At 37.3% G+C, this 21,434-nt stretch carries 20 protein-coding genes; 13 read left to right on the top strand and 7 right to left on the bottom strand.

The features are described from left to right. Nucleotides 1-66: 66 nt before the first annotated feature. From IX38_RS08680 to polA, 9 genes are all read left to right on the top strand, one after another. The gene (locus IX38_RS08680; RefSeq protein ID WP_034703853.1) at nucleotides 67-939 is read left to right on the top strand and encodes a lytic transglycosylase domain-containing protein; all 873 of its coding nucleotides are present in this window, start codon (nucleotides 67-69) and stop codon (nucleotides 937-939) included. 361 nt (nucleotides 940-1,300) lie between these two features. After that, the gene (tssD, locus tag IX38_RS08675) at nucleotides 1,301-1,711 is read left to right on the top strand and encodes a type VI secretion system tube protein TssD (protein WP_175548869.1); all 411 of its coding nucleotides are present in this window, start codon (nucleotides 1,301-1,303) and stop codon (nucleotides 1,709-1,711) included. A 215-nt stretch (nucleotides 1,712-1,926) separates the two neighbouring features. Then, entirely contained in the window at nucleotides 1,927-4,104 is a 2,178-nt protein-coding gene (locus tag IX38_RS08670; protein WP_034703849.1) for a type VI secretion system Vgr family protein, read from the top strand. 2 nt (nucleotides 4,105-4,106) lie between these two features. After that, nucleotides 4,107-5,090: a hypothetical protein gene (locus IX38_RS08665; RefSeq protein WP_034703848.1), complete on the top strand. Its 984-nt coding sequence runs from the start codon at nucleotides 4,107-4,109 to the stop codon at nucleotides 5,088-5,090. 4 nt (nucleotides 5,091-5,094) lie between these two features. Further along, complete coding sequence (locus IX38_RS08660) at nucleotides 5,095-6,357, top strand: PAAR-like protein (RefSeq protein ID WP_034703847.1); 1,263 nt, start codon at nucleotides 5,095-5,097, stop codon at nucleotides 6,355-6,357. Beyond that, nucleotides 6,347-6,871 (top strand): hypothetical protein, encoded by a 525-nt coding sequence (locus IX38_RS08655; RefSeq protein ID WP_034703846.1) that lies wholly within the window; start codon nucleotides 6,347-6,349, stop codon nucleotides 6,869-6,871. The genes IX38_RS08660 and IX38_RS08655 overlap by 11 nt, the downstream gene beginning before the upstream one ends. Next, nucleotides 6,868-7,299, top strand: a complete 432-nt coding sequence (locus tag IX38_RS08650; protein ID WP_034703845.1) for a tetratricopeptide repeat protein — start codon at nucleotides 6,868-6,870, stop codon at nucleotides 7,297-7,299. The genes IX38_RS08655 and IX38_RS08650 overlap by 4 nt, the downstream gene beginning before the upstream one ends. A 246-nt stretch (nucleotides 7,300-7,545) precedes the next feature. Continuing rightward, nucleotides 7,546-7,956 (top strand): type VI secretion system tube protein TssD, encoded by a 411-nt coding sequence (tssD, locus tag IX38_RS08645; RefSeq protein WP_185097677.1) that lies wholly within the window; start codon nucleotides 7,546-7,548, stop codon nucleotides 7,954-7,956. Nucleotides 7,957-8,235: 279 nt separating this feature from the next. After that, nucleotides 8,236-11,070 (top strand): DNA polymerase I, encoded by a 2,835-nt coding sequence (gene polA / locus IX38_RS08640; protein WP_034703841.1) that lies wholly within the window; start codon nucleotides 8,236-8,238, stop codon nucleotides 11,068-11,070. Nucleotides 11,071-11,307: 237 nt separating this feature from the next. Here polA and IX38_RS08635 read toward each other — a convergent pair whose 3' ends face one another. The 6 genes from IX38_RS08635 to IX38_RS08610 all read right to left on the bottom strand — a co-directional run bounded on the left by IX38_RS08635 (nucleotide 11,308) and on the right by IX38_RS08610 (nucleotide 15,263). Next, a complete protein-coding gene (locus IX38_RS08635; RefSeq protein WP_034703839.1) occupies nucleotides 11,308-11,886 on the bottom strand; it encodes a hypothetical protein in 579 nt (192 codons plus the stop codon). A 131-nt stretch (nucleotides 11,887-12,017) separates the two neighbouring features. Beyond that, a complete protein-coding gene (locus tag IX38_RS08630; RefSeq protein ID WP_034703836.1) occupies nucleotides 12,018-12,752 on the bottom strand; it encodes a hypothetical protein in 735 nt (244 codons plus the stop codon). A gap of 56 nt (nucleotides 12,753-12,808) precedes the next feature. Then, entirely contained in the window at nucleotides 12,809-13,543 is a 735-nt protein-coding gene (locus tag IX38_RS08625; RefSeq protein ID WP_034703835.1) for a protein phosphatase 2C domain-containing protein, read from the bottom strand. Between the two features lie 137 nt (nucleotides 13,544-13,680). Further along, nucleotides 13,681-14,157 (bottom strand): hypothetical protein, encoded by a 477-nt coding sequence (locus IX38_RS08620; protein WP_034703833.1) that lies wholly within the window; start codon nucleotides 14,155-14,157, stop codon nucleotides 13,681-13,683. A 124-nt stretch (nucleotides 14,158-14,281) separates the two neighbouring features. Then, the gene (locus tag IX38_RS08615; protein ID WP_034703831.1) at nucleotides 14,282-14,680 is read right to left on the bottom strand and encodes an immunity 22 family protein; all 399 of its coding nucleotides are present in this window, start codon (nucleotides 14,678-14,680) and stop codon (nucleotides 14,282-14,284) included. 28 nt (nucleotides 14,681-14,708) lie between these two features. Further along, nucleotides 14,709-15,263, bottom strand: a complete 555-nt coding sequence (locus IX38_RS08610) for a YdeI/OmpD-associated family protein (RefSeq protein ID WP_034703829.1) — start codon at nucleotides 15,261-15,263, stop codon at nucleotides 14,709-14,711. A 130-nt stretch (nucleotides 15,264-15,393) separates the two neighbouring features. Between IX38_RS08610 and IX38_RS08605 the strand changes: the two genes are divergently transcribed. After that, nucleotides 15,394-16,041, top strand: coding sequence for an MgtC/SapB family protein (locus tag IX38_RS08605; RefSeq protein ID WP_051884574.1), 648 nt, complete (start codon nucleotides 15,394-15,396; stop codon nucleotides 16,039-16,041). 28 nt (nucleotides 16,042-16,069) lie between these two features. Here IX38_RS08605 and IX38_RS08600 read toward each other — a convergent pair whose 3' ends face one another. Beyond that, nucleotides 16,070-16,558, bottom strand: a complete 489-nt coding sequence (locus IX38_RS08600; protein ID WP_228377927.1) for a copper resistance protein NlpE — start codon at nucleotides 16,556-16,558, stop codon at nucleotides 16,070-16,072. Nucleotides 16,559-16,988: 430 nt separating this feature from the next. Between IX38_RS08600 and IX38_RS08595 the strand changes: the two genes are divergently transcribed. The 3 genes from IX38_RS08595 (at nucleotide 16,989) to IX38_RS08585 (ending at nucleotide 21,271) form a co-directional block, all read left to right on the top strand. Continuing rightward, nucleotides 16,989-19,127 carry a S46 family peptidase gene (locus IX38_RS08595; protein WP_084680234.1) on the top strand — a complete coding sequence of 713 codons (2,139 nt, stop codon included), beginning with the start codon at nucleotides 16,989-16,991 and terminating at the stop codon, nucleotides 19,125-19,127. A 69-nt stretch (nucleotides 19,128-19,196) separates the two neighbouring features. Beyond that, nucleotides 19,197-20,195, top strand: coding sequence for a polysaccharide deacetylase family protein (locus tag IX38_RS08590; RefSeq protein ID WP_034703825.1), 999 nt, complete (start codon nucleotides 19,197-19,199; stop codon nucleotides 20,193-20,195). Continuing rightward, a complete protein-coding gene (locus IX38_RS08585; protein ID WP_034703823.1) occupies nucleotides 20,192-21,271 on the top strand; it encodes a GNAT family N-acetyltransferase in 1,080 nt (359 codons plus the stop codon). The genes IX38_RS08590 and IX38_RS08585 overlap by 4 nt, the downstream gene beginning before the upstream one ends. Nucleotides 21,272-21,434: the final 163 nt, after the last annotated feature.

Genomic DNA, 21,434 nt, shown 5'->3' with positions numbered 1-21,434 from the left:
GAGAAAGCTGATAGGGGAATAAACAAATTTCCCAATCAGCTTTCTTTGCCATAACCATAAATTAAAATGAAAACTGTATTCAAAAAAATCTTTACAGGACTGATGCTGTCAGGGACTCTTGTAATGGTGAACGGACAGTTTCTCGCAGCCTCCGATACTTCGGAAAGCAGCGTGAGAAAGTACAATAACATTATAAATGCCAATAAGGAAATCGTTGAATTCATCGAATATTCATTGGTACAGAAAGGTCTCCCAAAACATCTGAGAAACCTGGCCCTGATTGAATCTCATTTCAACAGAAATATAACCTCAGGAGCAGGAGCAGTAGGAATATGGCAGTTTATGACCTCACACGCCAACCAGTACGGACTCACAGAGCAAAACCGTACAGATGTTTATAAAAGTACCAAGACAGCGGTAATTTCCCTGGCCAATCTCTACAGGAAGTACGGCGACTGGATCACTGTTGTTGCAGCCTATAACTGTGGCGAGGGAAATATTGCCAAAGCCATGCAGAGCGCGGGTTCAAGCCAATATCATGTATTTTCTAAATATCTTCCGGCTGAAACCATCAATCATGTTAAAAAATATCTGAATGCCTGCTATGCAACCGGTGAACTGGAAAGCGTTCTGAATAACTATAATTCTTCAAGGCTCAATAAAATTTTCTTTACAGAAGGCGGAAGTGGTAAAAATAATGCCGCACCCCTTCAGGAAACGGAAATTAATGCAGGATTTAATCTGAATATCATTGCTGATGAACTCAATGTAGAAATGAATGAGATTCTTGCCTGGAATCCGGGGATTGTGGATGAACTTCAGAAAAAAGGGGAGAGCCCCCTTTATCTTCCTACCGATCTTATGCCGGATTTCCTGCTTAAAAAAAATAAAATTCTTTCCCGATCTATAAAAGAAGGGAACCGCACTCAACAGCAATAAATATGAACCTCTATATCATTTTTAAAACCGTCACTTTCTGCGACGGTTTTTTTATATCATTGGTGTTTTAAATCATTGTTAAAATTACGCCTGATATTCTTAAAAAATTCTTAATATTTCTCTGTTAGGTGTTAAAATATTAAATTAAAAATTGTTTTAATGATTATTTAATGTATTTTAAATCAGTTGTTTGTGTGTTTGTTTTAAATCTAATGTCGTAGAATTACTACATCAAATCGTAGAATTACTACAAAATTTAAAATTTTTGTTTAAAAGCTTTTTTATCAAAATAGGACGTTATATATTTGCTATGTAATCAATCACCAAATCACAAAATATTAACAATTAAAATTTACAAATCATGGCAGCAAATTCAAGAGGAATCTTAAAATTCAACGGAGGAGAAGAGCAAAAATTATTAAAGCTTAACTACAGCGTATCAAGATCTACAGACGTTTCAGGACGTGTAGCATCCGATCCCTCCAATGCACTGATCAAAGTAACAGTAGAAGCTACTGAAAAATCTGACATTTTAGAAAGCTTACTGAACGGAAAGTACAAGCCTACCACAGGAGAAGTTACTTTCAATAAGTCTCACGAAGAGGGTACACTGACTACTTTAAAATGGGAAAACGGATACGTGATCCAGCATGAAGTGGACTTCGACGCTGTAGACGAGAACAGCATGCTGATCAGCTTCGTAATCAGTGCAGAAGTAATCACTCTTGGTAACTCTGAGTACCGCGGAATGTGGCCTTCATCAGGTCATTAATCCTGAACAATCATCTTAGTAAAATAAATTAGTACAGAATAGTGTATTCGTAAGGATATACTGTTCTGTTTTTACCGTTTTTGGACAAATGGACCAAAAGGTTTACCGAAGTTCCTATATAACCCGGATTATGTAAGGATTGACAAACGAGCTCGATATTGCCAAGCAACGGGCAGCTATTCAAATTTATTATATAATTAAGCAAAATACACATTATGTTTAAGGATGATCAACCTATAAATGTACAGAGCCCGAAAAGCAGTACAAAAAATATAGCAGATACAGAACAGCTGAAAGGTGCTGAAGATATTGCTGCACAAAAAATAGATGCTAAACTTCAAAAAGCAGATGAAGCTGTAAAAAAATCAGCAAAAAAAGCACAGGAAATTTATTCCGGGACTGCTCAGAACTCCAAAATGTTCATGAATCAGACTCTCGTTCCCAATGACCCTTCTGTAATTGAAAACAGAGTATGGTCAAAGCAGCCTACATCCAAAATACATAATGCAGCAGCCATTCCGGAGAGTATTATTGCGGGAATTAACCGTGTTGTGATGCTGGATATTGTGATAGAAGGGCAGATGATCAGGCATTTCAAACATTTTAAGCTGGTGCAGAGCGCTTCTAAACATCATGAATTCAGCCTTATGCTGGCCTACGATAGTTTGGGCAGCGCAGAAAATCATAATTTGCAGGAAGCACAAAACTTTTTAGGAAAAAGAATCACAGTAGTATTTAAATATAAAGATATTGAGCAGGGGCCTGAGCGAAACTTTGTGGGAGTTATTACGGAAGTAGGTTTTAGTCAGGAAAAAGGCAGCCTTGGGAATATCGTTCTTACGGGTTTCAGCCCGACAGTGCTTCTGGATGCGGCACCTCATATTCAGAGTTTCGGAGGCGGACAGGAAGTAAGCCTGAACAGTATTGCTGATCATGTGATAAAAGAAGGACTGGGACAGAATAAATTTGATTTCAGGGTAGATGCCCAGCACGGAAACGTTCCTTACAGCTGTCAGTATGAAGAAACCCATTATAACTATTTAGCAAGAATCGCCGAAGCATATGGTGAACAGTTTTATTATGATGGTGAAGTCCTGCATTTCGGGAAGCTTCCGCCACAGGAAAAACCCGTAAAGCTTACCTATGGAAGCAGTGTAAGTGATATTGCGATTAAGATGAAAGCTCAGCACGTGAGTCCGAGCTTTTATGGCTACAACAGCAGTAAAAATGAAAAACTGACCACCGGAAGATCAAAGATCAGCCATACTTCGGATATTGCCAAACGTGCCTATGAAATATCAGAAAGAACGTTTAAAACCCCTTCTTTAAGAGTGGCCCCGATTAAGGCCACATCATTTATGGATATTGATGCATCCCAGAAAGGAACAGCAGGAAGCAAGGCATCGGAAGTGTTTATAACTTCAGGATCTACAACGGTTCCGTTCTTATATCCAGGATGTACCGCAGATATTGAAATGCGCAAAACAGATACCAATGACACCTCTTATTTTACAAAATTAATGATTGTAGGTGTTACCCATGAAGTAGATGCAAGAGGTTATTATGACGGGACTTTTGAAGCCATTGCGGCGGACACAGGATTTATCCCCCGCCCGGAATTTGAAACCCCGAAAGCAGAATCACAGTTTGCAAAAGTTATTTCCAATACAGACCCATTGAATCAGGGAAGAGTAAAAGTTCAGTTCGACTGGCAGAGCGGACAGGATACCACAGAATTTATCCGCGTTATGTCTCCGGATGCAGGAAGCAGCGATAAAGTGAACAAAAACCGTGGTTTTATGTCTGTTCCTGAAGTAGGAGACCAGATTATCGTCAACTTTGTTCATCAGCATCCGGACCGTCCTTTCGTAATGGGAGGCATGTTTCACGGAGGTATTGGCGCTGGTGGAGGTGCCGGGAATAATGTGATGAGTTTAAGCAGTAAAAGCGGGAATATTATTCAGTTTCATGATGGATGTGGGATTGAGATTAAAGACAGAAGTGGAAATCATGTTACGTTAAGTGGAACTGGGGATATTAAGACAGAGGTAAGTAATGACAGTACGGAAGATATCGGGAATAATCAGACTGTCAATGTCAAGACAAAAAGTATTATTGATATTGGAAAAGGGAAGTCTACAATAACAATGGATAATGCCGGGAAAATAAATATTAAAAGTACTACAGAGATAAAGCTGGAGACAGGAAGCAGCTCGATTACGATGTCTTCTGACGGGAAGATTACTATTCAGGGAGATATTATTGCGCTGGGAGCTAATGGAGTAGGGATCGTTGGCAATAATGATGTTACTATAACCGGAGGAACAACTGCTAAAGCGATATTTAAAGGAAGTACAACAATTAAAGGTTCACCGCAGGTTGATATTAATTAGAAATGGAAATCATTAAATACAAAATACAAGTAGGAGATACGTTGCATTCAATTGCCGAAAAATTTGACAGACCAGTAAATGAACTTTTGGATTTTCACAATAGTCAAGCTGTTTTGACCCAGCAAATAAATAGTGAGTATATTCCTATACATATTGATGTTATTCTAATAAATGCTAAATATGAAAAACCTGAAAGTGAAAGGGACATAACCGCTTATAAAATAATATCTAAAAACGAATATTTTAATTTTAAAAAACTGGTGTACTCCACCCAAAATAGCATAGAAATAGAGATAGAAAAGTTAGATGACAATAAATACTTTGTAAGTCAGAAATCAAAATTAATTGAGTGCAGTTCTCCGCATTATGATAGTTATTTGGTTTTATTATCATTGCTTGATCAGCCTTTTGAAGATATTATTTTAATTACTGATGATTTTGGAACAATAAAAAAAATTGAAAATCAAAAAGAAATAAAAGAAAAATGGCACCTGGTACAGAAAGGTTTATCAGAGGTTACAGATGATAAAGAAATGTTGAATAGAATTATCAGGGATGGAGAAACAGTTTATACAGATTCTTTGCCACATATTATGGCCAATCTTCAATATAATCTTCTTTATCCAGGTAAATTTAATTCTGATAATGCTAAAATCAATGAAGGTAATTCAACCAGGCTTTACTCTTCATTATTTTCAGGTTCAAAGATTTTGTTGAAATTTAAAAATAAAATTATTGAAAAAAATAATAATAAGATAACTGTAGAAAATAAATCTTTTTTAGAAAAAGCAAACGTAGAAATTCTAAGAGAGCTTTATAATGCAACTTTTAGAGATTTGCTTGGAAATAATTTTAATTATGATTTCAGTTTGATATCTCATTATAATATTAAAGATAATAGAATTGATAGTTGTAATGCTGATTTTATTGAAAATATTAATGATACTATCGTAGCAAAATCTAGATACGAAATTAATAAAATGTAAGATTATGGGTAATTTATATGTTCCTGATGGATCATGGCTGGTCTGTACTTCAGGTATGAAAAAGCAACAAATAAAAGTCTCAAGCCAAACAACAATAAAAACACAGAATAAAAATCTCGCCACAATCAACGATAGGACGGGTGGAAACTTTATTTGCTCAAAAATGGTTATTGCGGGAGCATTAATCGGTGCAGCCGTTGGTGCGGCTATATTCTTTACCGGTGGAGCTGCCGGTGTTGCTCTTGGTACATTAATGGCTGCCGGTGCTGCCGGTGGAGCTGCTGCCGGACTTGCATCAGCAATTAATTATCCTATTTGTGCCATGACGACATTAATGTATGATTGGGCCCCTGTTCATCAAAATGTGCATTTTGAGGGCAAAAAAGCTTTAATTGGCAGTTCCACACTGGATTGTTTATTTGGAGGTAAGATATTTATAACTTTCTCTGCAGAGTATGCGGATGCTATTGTTAATAAAAATAGAGTAGATACGCTTAGAAATACAGTTGTTATTATCGGTTTTTCTTATTTCGGCGGAAGTCTGCTTCAGGGAGTGGTTCAAGGTGTACCGGCTCTGTTTACTGCCATAAAAGCAAAAAATTGGATTGCATTGATTCAGGCTGGATCCGTTGTTGGATTGAACTATGGTGCAGGAAAGACCTATGATTGGGTAAAGGATTTGACAGAAATGGGAAGTATTATTAATCCTGAAAATGAGTCCTCTACTGGTACATCAACTTATGATTATCTAACTTCTCCTGAAGGGGGATTATGGGGTGGGGCATCTGAGATTGATGATGTTAATACACAAATCAGCCATACTTCAGTTACCCAAAATACCTCTATTTATCAGAATAGAACGACAATAATAACACCTAACGGCGAAATAATATTACCAGGTACATCCGTTCAACAAACTACTATTGGATCTCAAACAATCAATTCTTCTACAGGTACCGGTGCAGGCCCGCGAACGACTAATATTAATATAAATTCTTCATCGTCTACAACAACGGGCTATCATTCTCCATCTATTACAGAGGTTAATAACACTACAACTCAATCAAATCTTAACATTCAGACTAATTTTCCTGATCAGCTTAAATCGACTGTAGGCAAGGGACTTATAGAAAATGTCATTAAAGATATTGGAGATTTTATAACATTCAACTTAATGGCCCATTATGGAGAAGAAGAAATAAAAGAGAGCTTAATTAATGAATTAAAAGCAAGAGAGGGTATTAAAGTAAGAGAGCATGAATTCTAATATCAGGTTTTTTATAATCATAATAGTTTCAGTAATAGGGATTTTATATATTCCATTGAAACTAATAATTCTAAATAATAATCTTACCCCCATTCAGGGATCATTAATTGAGGTTAAAAAATCAGGTACAAGAATTCCTTTTTATAGATTTCGTATCTCTGATTATTCGAATGTATTTTATAACGGAGGAACAGGTTTTTTATCTAATTTTAAAAGTGACAGGGAAATTTTATATAATAAAAATGATAAGAAAATCACATTTTTTATAAACAAAAATGATACTTCCAGAATTAAAAAAGGAAAAGATATCAAGTATATTGGGCTGCAGAAAAAGAATATTCTTATCGATTTATTTTATTATCAGTTTTCTCAGTTGGGCAAACTGCCTTTTTTTATGTTTTGTATCCTGATGATGTGTTTGAATGCATATGGCATATATACATTCAAAATGAGGATTTTTGAAGTATTGATTCTTTTATATTTATTTTATGGAATTTTAATTTTAATACTATGAGAAAAGTAATTGCTGTTTTAGGAGTTGTTGCATTATTAGGATTTATGTCCTACCGGTTTTTATTTAAAAAAGATGATCAGAAACTTCTTGATCAGGGAATTGAATATTACAATGAGAAAAAATATAATGAAGCATTAATTTATTTGGAAAAAGCAGAAGCATTTAATAATACAGAAGCCTTAAAGTATTCCGGAACAATTTATTTGGAATCTGGTGAACCCCAAAAAGCAATTCCGAAGTTTGAAAAATACCTTCAGACAGTTGATCCTAAAAGTGACGATGCTCAATTTGCATTAAACGATTTAGGAGTTGCCTATTTCAAATTCAATGATATTGAAAATGCTAAAAAGTATTGGAAAAAAGCAGCAGAATTGGGAAATACCACAAGCCTGAATAATTTAAAAGAATTAGAAACTAAAATCAAATAGCTGGTGTAAGTTTATATTTTACTTAACATCATATTTTTAGCTTTATAAAACTATAAAAACCTTTTATAACAAGCATTTACAATATTATGTTAAATCAAAAGTCGTAGAATTACTACATCAAATCGTAGAATTACTACAATATTTCAGATTTATATCCAAAAACTTTTTCTTTATCCTGATCAGGTATATCTTTGTTCTGTAATCAATCACTATTTATATAATAGATAACAATTAAAATCACCAATCATGGCAGCAAATTCAAGAGGAATCTTAAAATTCAACGGAGGAGAAGGACAGAAATTATTAAAGCTTAACTACAGCGTATCAAGATCTACAGACGTTTCAGGACGTGTAGCATCAGATCCGTCAAATGCACTGATCAAAGTGACAGTAGAAGCAACTGAAAAATCTGATATTCTGGAAAGTTTATTGAACGGAAAGTACAAGCCTACCACAGGAGAAGTTACTTTCAATAAATCTCATGAAGAAGGTACATTAACTACTTTGAAATGGGAAAACGGATATGTGATCCAGCATGAAGTAGACTTCGATGCAATTGACAGCAACAGCATGCTGATCAGCTTCGTAATCAGTGCAGAAGTGATCACTCTTGGTAACTCTGAGTACCGCGGAATGTGGCCTTCATCAGGTCATTAAGAAGACCCAAGTCTTTTATTTAAAAAATAACATCCAAGACAGAATAGCAGAAATGCTGTTCTGTTTTTTTATGAACTGGGAAGAGATTAGAATCAAGACATCAGATCTCAGACATGAGATTTTAGACTGAGAACAATACTATAAGAGGAAGCCCCTTATTTGATACACCCACCCTCAAACTCCCGAATACTCAAACTCTCAAACCCCGCCCTCTATAATTCATAACTTATAACTCAAAAAAATATTCCTATTTTCTTATATTTGTTCATTATAGACATTATGGACGCAACACAAGATAAAAGACTCTTTCTCATCGATGCTTATGCGATGATATTCAGAGGATATTACGCATTGATCAGGAATCCCAGGCTTACCAGCAAAGGTGTAGATACCTCTGCTATCTTTGGGTTTACCAATTCCCTGATCGAACTGATCAGAAGAGAAAGGCCAAGCCATCTGGCAGTTGTTTTTGATGTAGGGCAGGCAAGCGTAAGAACCGATGACTATTCAGACTACAAGGCCAACAGAAGCGAGACTCCCGAAGCGATCAAAATAGCTATTCCATACATTCACAGAATTCTGGAGGCGATGCATATCCCCATTTTAGGAGTAGAAGGATATGAAGCAGATGATGTGATAGGAACCATTGCCTGCAAAGCGGAAAAAGAAGGTTATACCACTTTCATGGTGACGCCCGATAAAGATTTTGCCCAGCTGGTTACAGACAAAATAAAAATCTATAAACCCGGTTTAAAAGGAGGGGATATAGAAATCCTCGGAGTAGAAGAGGTAAAAGCAAAATACGAGATAGAAGATCCGAAACAGGTGATCGATTTCCTTGCAATGATGGGAGATGCAGTAGATAATATTCCGGGACTGGATGGTGTGGGAGAGAAAACGGCCATGAAGTTCCTAAAAGAATTCGGAAATATAGAAACGCTGCTGGCCAATACAGATAAGCTGAAAGGAAAACTGAAGGAAAAAATAGAAGCTTCCGCAGAACGGGGAATCCTGTCCAAAAAACTGGCAACCATCATCTGTGACGCACCTGTAGAATTCCATCAGGAACAGTATGACCTTGATACACCAGATTTTGAAAAAGTAAAAGAAGTTTTTGACGAAATTGAATTCAGAAGATTATACGAAAACCTTTACCGTGCATTCGCTGCCGCACCTTCGGAAACTGTTATTGTAAGTGAGGTTGAGGTTAAACAGACATCTCAGGGTACACAGGTAAAAGGACAGGTGATGCAGCTTGATCTGTTTGCCAACTTTGAAGAGCTCGATCAGGCCACTTCTACCAAAACTTCCATTGAGCAGAATGACCATCTGTACCAGTTTGTGAATAATCCCAAAGCACAGAAACTATTGGCCAGTAATTTATTAAAGCAGAAAGCAGTCTGTTTTGATACCGAAACCACTTCATTAAACGAGCTGGAAGCTGAACTTGTAGGAATGAGTTTTTCCTATAAAAAAGGTCTGGCTTACTATGTTCCTTTATCCGAGGACAAAGGTGAAGTGCTTCAGACACTGGAAATTTTCAGGCCGTTCTTCGAGAAAGAAGACCTGTTAAAAATCGCTCACAATTTAAAATTCGATTACAAAATATTAAAACAGTACGATATTACGGTAAAAGGAGCTGTATTTGATACCATGATCGCCCATTATCTGCTGAATCCGGACGGAAGACACGGAATGGATTATCTTTCCGAGGTGTACCTCAACTACAAACCGGTTTCCATTGAAACCATTATCGGGAAAAAGGGTAAAAACCAGGGGACTTTCAGAGATGCGGACCTTAGAACACAGACCGATTATGCAGCAGAAGATGCCGATGTAACTTTCCAGCTGTACGAACTGTTTGCCCCACAATTGAAAAAAGAAAATCTGGAAGAGCTTTTCTTTAAAATAGAAATGCCTCTGGTGGAAGTTTTGGCTAAAATGGAGCTGGCCGGAATTTCACTCGATGAAAAATGGCTGGCACAGGAAAGTATAGATCTTGAAAATGACCTTAGACAGCTGGAATCCAAAATTTTTGAGCTTTCAGGTGAAGAATTTAATATGAATTCGCCGAAACAGCTTGGAGAGATCCTGTTTGAAAAAATGCAGCTCGATCCAAAAGCAAAAAAGACAAAAACAGGACAGTACGCCACTTCCGAAGACATTCTTCAAAAACTGAGCTCAAAACATGAGATCATCAAACATATCCTGGAATACAGAACCTATCAGAAATTAAAATCTACCTACGTAGATGCGCTGCCTTCGCAGATCGACAAACAGGACAGCCGGGTACATACCAATTTCTCCCAGACTACGGCTGCTACAGGACGTCTGGCAAGTGTAAACCCTAACCTTCAGAATATTCCGATCAGGACACTGCGCGGACAGCAGATCAGGGGAGCTTTTGTTTCCGGAGAAGGGAAAAAGATCATTTCCGCCGATTATTCCCAGATTGAACTTCGCCTGATAGCCGAGATCTCAGGAGAAGAAAATATGATCAAAGCCTTTCAGGATGGAGAAGATATTCACGCTTCAACAGCAGCTAAACTGTTTAAAATTCCTTTGGAAGAGGTTTCCAAGACCCAGAGAAGCCAGGCCAAAACCGTGAATTTCGGGATTATCTACGGCCAGGGAGCCTTTGCGCTGGCAGAGCAGACCGGGCTTTCCAGAACCGAAGCCAAACAAATGATCGAAGCCTACTTTGAAACCTATCCCAAATTAAAGGAATATATGGCAGAGCAGGTCAGCAAAGCCCGCCAGATAGGCTATGTGGAAACCATATTAGGAAGAAAGCGCCATTTGAAAGATATCAATTCCAATAATTTCGTGGTGAGAGGCCATGCAGAGAGGAATGCCGTAAACGCACCGGTTCAGGGAAGTGCGGCAGATGTCGTAAAGCTGGCTATGATCAAAATCGATCAGCAGCTTAAAACCCAGCAGCTGCAAACCAGAATGCTTCTTCAGGTGCATGACGAATTGGTGTTTGAATCTCCGATAGATGAGATTGAAGCTGCTTCAAAACTGATTAAAACCGAAATGGAAAGTGCTTTGAAAACCCAGGTGCCTCTGTTGGTAGAAGTGGGAGTTGGAAACAACTGGCTGGAAGCGCATTAATAAAATATTGTAAATTAAAATAAGGTGAGTTTGTAAGCTCACCTTATTTTTTTGTCCTTTTTCTATTTGATCTGAATTCGGGATAAAGATTAAAAATAACGCAATGATAAACAAAGATTTTATAAAGCATTCAGTTGATTTTTACGCTAAACAAAACCATTTCATTTATCAATAAACAATACAGGGCAAGTATTTTGTATTTCTTTGCTGAATGAAATATCCCTGTTTTCCTTACTTTCAGGATTCTTCATTTGTATCTTTCAGTTTAGTAAGGTTTTCAAGAATATTGGGAACGAATCTTTCAGCGAAACCTGCGAGGAAGGACCAGACGAGGAGCTTTGCCAATGCTGCGGGAATATAAACGATATAATAAAATTCTTCGGAATTGGGGAATAATGTACCGCCGATCATTTCACCCATAAAAATCAGAGAAAGAATAAAAGCAAAAACTGCCCCGATGGTCTGTATCGAAATCAATTCCTTAATCGTTATTTTATTATTGAAAACCCCGGACCTTCTTGCACGCGTGATAAGACTTACCGCTGCTCCCAGCGCCCCAAAAGATAAGGCCGCACTGAAAATTGCCACTCTTGTCAGGAGTTTAAACTGTCTGGATTCCGCATCGTTTCTCCAGTCTTTTACAACGATGGTTTGCCCTTCCTCATTGGTGTTTTGAAAATTGGAGTAATGAGGCTGTCCTTTCAGATATAAAAAATAAATAAAAGGAAGGCATAGAATGATACTGTACACGATGGCAGTAACAATAAAAGGACTTGTATTTTCCTTTCCTAAAAGTCCGAAATGTAGAGTTTTCATGATATTGTTGTTTTTTAATTCTGTTGTATTGGCTTTTAAACCTGATATAACAAAATTCTAATTATTACACACGAATATCAATTACCCCTTTTCGCTATTTTTATTTACAGGATTTTCAAATGAAGGAATGTTTATTCATCATTTACGGAACCGTAGACCTTTTGTAAAACATTTTCCGGAGACGTTTCTTCAAATAAATACCTTGCCTTTTTTAGGTGAAAAGTTTTAGACTCTGTAGGCATTTCTTCTTTCATGGTATTTACGGTCTCAAGCGTCAGTTTTCCTTTCATCGGCTCATAATACAGGGCAGAGTGGGAGCCGGCTCCCATATTATACGTCTCAATATAGGTGAGGATAAGATTTCCGTTCAAATATTTAAACCTGCTGAACTGATTTCCATTGGGGCCGATATCATATAAATTGATAGCCAGTTCTCCTTTTTCAATGGAAATATCTTCCGGATCATGCATCTTGTAGCCGGCTTCATTGTATTCATCGGGAAGGACAGTGTCAGATATCTTATCCAGTTTGTAAGTTTGATCCGTGTTCTTTAACAGAATCATCATCTTTCTGTCGGCCAGCGTATCTTCTTTTTTCCTGATGACAAGCGCGATATCGGAAAGTCCGTCCTGGTTAATATCTCCTTCCGCATCATATTGAATTTCATATCCGTCAGGAACCAGGTCGGATAGTTTTCCGCTTTTAAGGTGTGCAGTTTGTTGTTCAGAAACGGGATTACTTACTGTATCTGTTTTGATAACTTTTTCTGCGGGATTATTTTTCTGATCTGCATTAGGCTTTTTATCCTTTTTGCAGGAGCAGAGAAGCAGAAGGCATGAAACGAGTAGGAGTATGTTTTTTTTCAATTGATTTTTATTTTGGGACAGTATAAATCTAACTTTTATTTTTTTATAATTTAATTCTACCGTATTATTCTGACAATAGCAAGGTCGTCAGTAGGCTTTAATCCATAATGATGTTCCAGGTTTTTAAGCTTTCTGTTAAGCATTTCTTCAGTATCATCATAAGACTGATCTGTCATCAAATATTCAACAGGATTGATTTTATTGTTATTGTTAGTTTTCTTAACTTTTGAAAAGGTTAAAACACCATCAGTAGCGATGGAAATATCATTCGAGTGATCAAAAAATATTTTTTGATTCTGCTGAGCATACCATTCATCAAAATTTTCATGAAGGTGATAGGCTAAATAATCCGGCTTATTATCCCTGTCAAATTCGGTTATTTCCCCATTGATACAGATTACTCCGTCTCCGACTGATAAAACAACACCTCTATTTTTCTTAATATCATAAAGAAGAATGATAAGTGTTGTCAGCAGTTCTTTTTCATCGAGCATAAGCCTGTTTTTAACAAAAGCCATCTCTTTGAACAGATTCCGTAAGATTTCTTTCAATTCTTCATCCAAACTTTTGGTATCATCGTTTTCATACAGCTTTTGATACCCTTTTTCAAATGCTGTTTTTCTTAAAAGTTTTCCAGTAAGAGTTGATGCAAAGTGACTGTCCATAGCTGTAGAACAGCCATCCAATACGGCACATAACAATTGATCGGAGCCAATTTTCTTAATGAGTAGATCATCCTCACAGTGATGAGTATGATAATCTCCCATCTGAAGGGCAGAGTAAATATTCATTGACGATAAAAATAGGTTTAATTTGGGAAACTGAAAGGAATTTATATATTATTTATTATCTGATCAATCACAAAATATGATAGAAAAAAAGATCCATCTTCTCATCAGAAAAGAAATATCTCTACGACAGAAAGAAGCTACTCATAATTTGTCTTTGTATAAACAACCTCGTTATCCGTCAGGCCATAAATATTGCAGACTTCAGGAGTCAGGTCAATAAAGTCAAAAAACAAATGGAAACTGTATGTTCTGCCATTGAGCAGCTTTGCATATTGAATGGTTTCTTTTATAGGAATAGTATATATATAATTTTTCCCAGGCTTTAATCTCACGGTGTTTTTTATACAGTCGGCAAAGCAGTCAACGTCAGCAGTATAGTCTATTCTATTTTCCTTGTTTGGAACGTTTTCCCGGATTTTTAAAAGCTGCAGCCTATAAGCTGAAAAATCTTTATTAATTTTAATTTTTCTGTTTCCTGTATTAGTTACAGAAAGCTCTATAATTCCTTTTTTCTGAAGCTGGGTAACATTGGATTCGAGTTTTAGGCTACACTTATTCTGTCCAGATGCAGTTGATGTATAAAATATCAGCAAAATAAATAAAATCTGTTTCATCAGTAAATTATTAAGCCTAAGATACTTAAAAAATAAATAGTTTAAATGTCTGAGAATAGAAAAGAACCACAAAAACCTTCAGCAGATTCTCATGATCCTTTATTGAAGCCCTTTTCATAAAAAGCTAGATGGTATATTCAATCTCGCCGATATAGTATAATGCAAAATCTTCATCATTCACAGAAACCGGATTGGGAATCGTATGCCTGTTAGCGAAAATAATGGCATTCACCGGAGTTTCCAGACCCAGCTCATTGATCTTTTGTTCCACAATGGGAATCCATTGATCCGCATAAGAATAATCCGTAAACTTTTCATAGATGCCTAAATTCTCATCTTCAAAGCCATATTCCAGAAAATCATAATCAAACCAATGTATATTCTGTGATTCAGCAAACTTTGAGACATAAAGGTCCTCAGTTTCCTCTTCCGTGTAATACCTTTCATCCTCTTCCGCAAAATCATTAAAGGCATCTTCGTTTTTAAAATATCCCAGCCAAAAGTGTGAAATCTCTTTCTCCATAAATTATTTTTTTTAATATATCGTTTTACTATTTTAATCTCTTTAACTGTTCACTCTCCCAAATCACCTTTTCCAGTCTGGAAAGCCTCGTTTTTTCCTGTTTTGCACTCATCAGCCAGTGAATGGTCACCTTTTTATAAGATGGAGCCTGCTTTTCAAAAAAAGCCCATGCACTTTTATGGGTTTTAAACTCTTTCTCATATACAGAATCCAGAATGATCTCTTTCTCATGCGAATAGATGCCTGTTTTTTCTTCTTTTCGTGCCTCAAATGCCTTTTGTCCTTCCGGAGTCATCAGCCCGGTTTTCGTCAGTTCCTTCACTTTTTTTATATTGATGAGGCTCCAGGTACTGCCGGGTTTTCTTGGCGTAAAACGGTTACAATAACTCTCCGCATCTATAGACCTTCTTAACCCGTCTATCCACCCGAAACACAAAGCCTGATCCACAGATTCAGACCAGGTCATAGAAAGCTTTCCGGTATTTTTTTTATAGTAGCCCACCAGAATTTCTTTCTCTTTCATATGATTTTCCTCCAGCCATTTTCTGAATTCTTCCGCTGTTGCAAAAAATATAGGAGCCATCGTGAATCTTTTACTAAATTAAAAATGTAATATTACAAAACTTTTCTTTTAAACAGTACAATACCGGCTTGTCAAAAAACATTAAAATAAACTTTTTTATCGTAATTTTATTCAGGTAAATCTCTATACAATGGAATTTCTTCAGGATCATTATGTCATACAGAATGAACTGCTGCTGATACTGATCTCCGTCATTCTGGGACTTCTGATCGGCGCAGAAAGGGAATACCGCAACAAATCAGCGGGTCTCCGGACTTTTATTCTGGTATGTTTCGGCTCCTGCCTTTTCACTATTCTTTCCATTAAAATAGGAGTGGAGAATCCGGACCGCCTGGCAGCCAATATCATCACCGGAATCGGGTTTCTGGGAGCCGGCGTGATTTTTAAAGGTGATAACAAGATTGACGGAATTACCACGGCAACCACCATCTGGGCTACCGCCTCAATAGGAATGGCTGTAGGATCTGGGTATGTTTACCTTTCACTACTGGGAACGGCTTTGGTCCTTTTGATCCTGAGTGCACTTATTTATCTTCAGAATTTTATAGACAGCAGCCATAAAATCAGGGAATATAAAATCACAGTGACCCGATCAGAGGATATTAAACACTGCGAAAAAATATTTGAAGACCACCATCTGAAACACTTTATGCTGAAACTGCAGTATACACAGGCAAATCTTTCCATAACATGGAAGCTCACAGGGAAACATACAAAACATGATGAAGTAGTGAAAAGCCTCATCAATGATCCTAAAATTACAGCTTATCAGTTTTAGACAAAACAAAAAATAAAGACTCAGTCCTTTATTTTTTCTTGAAAATATACAGGTCTTTATTCGGTCCGGTTATTTCTTTTCCGTCTGTATCCAGCTGTGTCAGCACGTTTTCGCCTACCTGATATTTAGAATGAGAGTTTTTCCCCTTTAGACTGATAACACTTCCTGCAGCATCCCATTCAAAAGTTCCCTTATCCTGATTTTTGGAATCTCTTTCAATATATTCCTCGGTGATGCTGAACGTTTTATCATTGTTAATAGTAATAGATGTTTTAATTCCCGGACAGTCAGCACACGGAACCACGGCCTCATAAGTTCCCGGCCAGTCAAGAGCGTTTTCCGAAGTATCGCCCGGAGCAGAAGGAGTTGCTTTCGTAATACTGTCAGAAGCAGGTATCTGTACAGCTGCAGAATCCTTAGTGTTATCGGTAGTTTCAGGAGTTTTTTCCTTAGGATTACACGATGCTAAAAACACAGCTGATGCAATTCCCAGAATGAACATTTTGCTATTCATCATGATAAAATAATTTAGATAGGGTAATAATTGAAGTTCTTTATCAGGAACAAAAACCAAGCCACAGGAGGGAGTTGGAGTGTTGTGGGGTTTGAGAGTTGATGAGTTTTTTAGAGTTTGAATGAATAGATGGAAGCATGAAGATATAAGTTATGGAAATCTATAAAGAAGCTACTTTCTCTAAAATATAAATGTAAAGCTCAATCGTTAGCGCTGATTCATAAAAATTCACCATTCACTTGCGAAGCAAATTCACCATTTACCATTTCCACTGAAACCTTGCTTCTTGAATCTTGTTTCTGATTCACAAAATTCACCCTTCACTTGCGGAGCAAAATTCACCATTGACGATTTTCCGCCTGATATCTAAAATCCACCGGCCACGTAAAGCATATGTATAATATTCTTTGTAAATTAGGGCAAAATTTTGATTATGACAAAAAAGATACTTTTATCCGTATTTCTTTTGCCGGCTGCAATGGCATTTGCGCAACAATATGGGGGAATGTGGATTCCTACAGAGCTGAATGAAAAGGAAATGAAGGATTTGGGAATGAAAATTTCTGCCAAAGACATTTTCAATACCCAGAAGCCGAGCATAAAAGATGCGGTAGTACAGTTTAACGGCGGATGTACAGCAGAGATTATCTCACCTAAAGGATTACTGCTAACCAACCATCACTGTGGATACGGGCAGATCCAGGCCCATTCCACGGTTCAGAATGATCTTCTTTCCAATGGTTTCTGGGCTAAAAATCCGGATGGAGAACTTCCCAATCCAGGGGTAAAAGTAGACTTCATTGTAGATATCAAAGAAGTGACAGATCAGATCCTGGAAGGCACAGACAACCTTGTGGAGCCTGAACTGACTAAAAAGATCAGCAAAAATATCGAGGTTTACAAAAACTCTCAGAAAATAGAATCTTACCAGTCGATCATTGTAAAATCAATGTATTATGGTAACAAATATTACGCTTTCACCACAGAAACCTACAAAGATATCCGTCTGGTTGGAGCACCGCCTCAAAGCATAGGAAAATTCGGCAGCGATACGGATAACTGGGTTTGGCCAAGACATACCGGAGATTTCTCTATGTTCAGAATTTATGCGGGAAAAGACAACAAGCCTGCGGAATATTCAAAAGACAACGTTCCTTATGTGCCGAAACATTATCTTCCCGTTTCCATAAAAGATAAAACGGAAAACGATTTTACATTCGTATTCGGATTCCCGGGGAAAACTACAGAATATCTTCCCGCAGTAGCTGTGGAAAAGATCATGACAGACATAGATCCTGCAAGGATTGCCGTGCGTGAGGTCGCTTTGAAAACACTGGACGAAAAAATGCGTACAGACAGCGAAACCCGTATTAAATATGCTTCAAAATATGCTTCAGTAGCCAATTACTGGAAAAAGTGGATCGGTGAAGTGGAAGGCTTGAAAAAGTCAAATGCAATAGAGAAAAAAGTAATGTACGAAGGTTCTCTGGTCGCTAAAAATCACGAGATCAAAGCAACCCTGGACCAGCTCAATAAATTATACAACGATCAGGCTCCTTATGCATTGAACAATGCCTATTATACAGAAGTGGTAAGAAATGCTGAAACCCTGAAGCTTGCAGGCGATTACTACGATTATATAGCTTCTGTAGAGGCCGGGAAAATGGATGAAAAAGAGCTTGCCAGGTTAAAAACGAAGGTAACTTCATTCTATAAAGATTACAGCGCGGAGCTTGATGCTAAGGTAACGGCAAAATTACTGGCTTTATATGCCAATAAAACCGCTCCTCAGTTCCTGCCTGCCGGATTCAGTAAATACAAAGACGAAAACCAGAACATTCCGTTGGTGGAAGAAATATCTAAAAACTCAATCATCACAGGAAGGGCTCAGGTAAACGGAGCCGCTCTCACAGCGGATATTGAAAAGGCATTTTCTAACCAGGACAGGTTGATCAAAACTCTCAAAAAAGATCCTGTTTACCAGCTGTATGCTTCCATGAAGGAAACTTATATGAAAACTGCAGATCCTCAGTTTACTTCTCTACAGGGAAAAATTGATGATCTTCAGAAGAAATTCATGGCACAGCAGATAGCAACGGATAAAGACAGAAAATTCTTCCCGGACGCCAACTCTACACTTCGTGTAACCTACGGAAAAGTAAAAGGCTCCACACCCAGAGATGCCGTTTCTTACGGTTATCAGACCCATTTGGCAGGAGTGATGGAAAAATATGTTCCAGGAGATTATGAATTTGATGTTCCCAAAAAGCTGATCGATCTTTACAACAAAAAAGATTTCGGAGCTTATAAGGATAAAACGGGAGACGTTCCTGTAGGATTTACCGCTACCAACCATACAACGGGCGGAAACTCCGGAAGTCCGGCTCTTGATGCCAATGGAAACCTTGTGGGCCTTAACTTCGACAGACAGTGGGAAGGAACAATGAGCGACATCAATTACGACCCGCGTTTCAGCCGGAACATTATGGTAGATACCAAATATATCCTGTTCATTATCGATAAATTTGCCGATTCCAAATGGCTTATTGACGAAATGAAGGTGGTAAAATAAAACATAAAAGTAATACCTTTAAGAATCTATTTGAATCCAATTTGAATAGATTCTTTTTATTTAACGGAGATGAAAGATAAGATCATCAATATACTCGCTGCCCTCGAAACGGGAAATACCGGGAAGTCTTTTCCGCTGGATTACTGTTTGCCCGTCTATCACTGTGTTTCCGATGAAAATTTACCGCACATCAGGCACATTATTCAATATAAGAATACCACGCAGTTTGAAGCGGATCTGGACCATATTTCAAAGCATTTCCAGTTTGTCAGCTGGTCAGAATTCAGGGACTTTGTCAATGGTAACTTCAAACCTAAGAAAAAGATAGCTCTCCTGACTTTTGATGACGGTTTCAGGGAGTTTTACGATACCGTACTTCCTGTTCTGGAACGGAAAGGAATATATGCCTGTAATTTTATAAATCCTGCATTTATTGATAATCAGGAGCTGATGTTCAGGTGTAAAACAAGCTTAATCATTGATGGCGCAGAAAAAGCAAAAACGGTAGATCCGGAAATATACCGGATGCTTTCCCTGGAAAATCCGTCAAAAGAGAATTTGAAAAAGCAGGTTTTAAAAATCACTTATCACAAAAGAGAACTGCTGGACAGGCTTACCGAACGGCTGGAAATCGACTGTAATGCTTACTTAAAAGAACACACTCCCTATCTTACAACAGACCAGTTAAAAATACTGACACAAAAAGGCTATGGAATTTCCTCTCACAGCTGGGACCATCCAAAATATGGCGAACTGTCATTAAAGGAACAGATGGAAAGTACCGACAACACTTTTAATTATTTGAAAGAAAATGGTTTTATGTATGAAAGTTTTGCATTTCCGTTCACGGACTTTGGGGTTAAAAAGGATTTCTTTGATGAGCTGTTTAAAAATGAAGATATATTCTGCTGTTTTGGAAGCGCAGGTGCAAAATTAGACAGTATTGAAAGGCTTTTCCACAGAATTCCGATGGAAATGGGCGAAAGCGGGGAAAACATATTAAAAAAAGAAACCGCTTATTTCAGGCTGAAAAAAATAATAAACAAAAATAAAATAGTGAGAAGATGACCGAGCTGAAGACATTTAACAAAAAAGAACTTGAAGATTTCTTTTCATCAGGAGATTTCAGCAGTTTTGATTTTCTTCCCATTTCAGAACACCGCGCAAAATCCCAAGTCAGAAACCTCAAGGCATTAGATGATCAGACCCTTTTGGTTCTTGCTTTTTATGACGGAAAACTCGCAGGATATGTAGGCTGTTTTCCCGATAATTATTTAATTGACGGAAAGATATTCCATTATGCGTGGCTGAGCACCCTCTTTGTAAGCGAAGAGTTCAGGGGAAAAAGGATTGCCAAAACGTTGCTGAATAAGATGTTTGAGGAATATGACGGCAATATCATCGCAACAGAATTTACCAAAGAAGCCGAAGCACTTTATAATATGCTGGGTGTTTTTGAATACTTTTATCCGAAAACAGGAAAAAGATATTATTTCCGTTCAGATGCAGCACACATGATTCCTGAGAAAAAGCCTGGAACCAAAGCATTGAAGCCTCTTTTTCAAGTGGGTGATGCTGTTGCCAATTCTTTAATAGCTATAAAGAATTCGGTCCTTAAAAAGCCTGGATTCAGGTTTGAAATCCTTGATCAGATTGATGCGGAAAGTTCTGAGTGGATGTCAAAATTCCGGAGTAAACGGAATGCTGATGAAATCAATATATTTATAAAAAATCCCTGGGTTCTGGAAAGTAAAAAGAAAGAAGACAGATATTTGTTTTCAAGTTATGCTGAGGTTTTTAAGTATGTTTGGATCAAAATATATGATGGCGATAGTTTAGCAGCCTGTTCACTGCTTCAGCTCAGGGACGGGAATCTTAAGATCCCTTATCTGTTTTCAGAAGTTTCCGGCCTGGATCGCTTCATTGATTTCTTAAATTATTATATTGTCAGCAATAAAGTAAAAACCTTAACCAGTTACCAGAAAGAGCTCAATAAAAAGCTGGAGGAATCTAAAGCATTTCCCAGGATCTACGAACGTGATTTTGAAAGAAGATACCTGTTTCACAAAAAACTGATTCAGCACCTTCCCGAAGGATTTGATCCGGAATATCAGGACGGGGACGGAGATTGTATGATGACTTAGATGTACCTGCTTATCACTGAAATGGCTTTGCTTAACCTAAAAATGAACTGAATGCTTTATAAAATCTTTGTTTATTATTGTATTTATTTTTAAGAACCTGCTTGAATTCATTCAATAAAAATTATCATGCAGAAATAATTTACTAAAGAAAAATATTCCTTTC

This window comes from Chryseobacterium luteum (genome assembly GCF_000737785.1).
GTDB lineage: Bacteria > Bacteroidota > Bacteroidia > Flavobacteriales > Weeksellaceae > Chryseobacterium > Chryseobacterium luteum.
The sequence above is the reverse complement of the archived record's forward strand: the minus strand, read 5'-3'. Positions and strand labels throughout refer to the sequence as shown.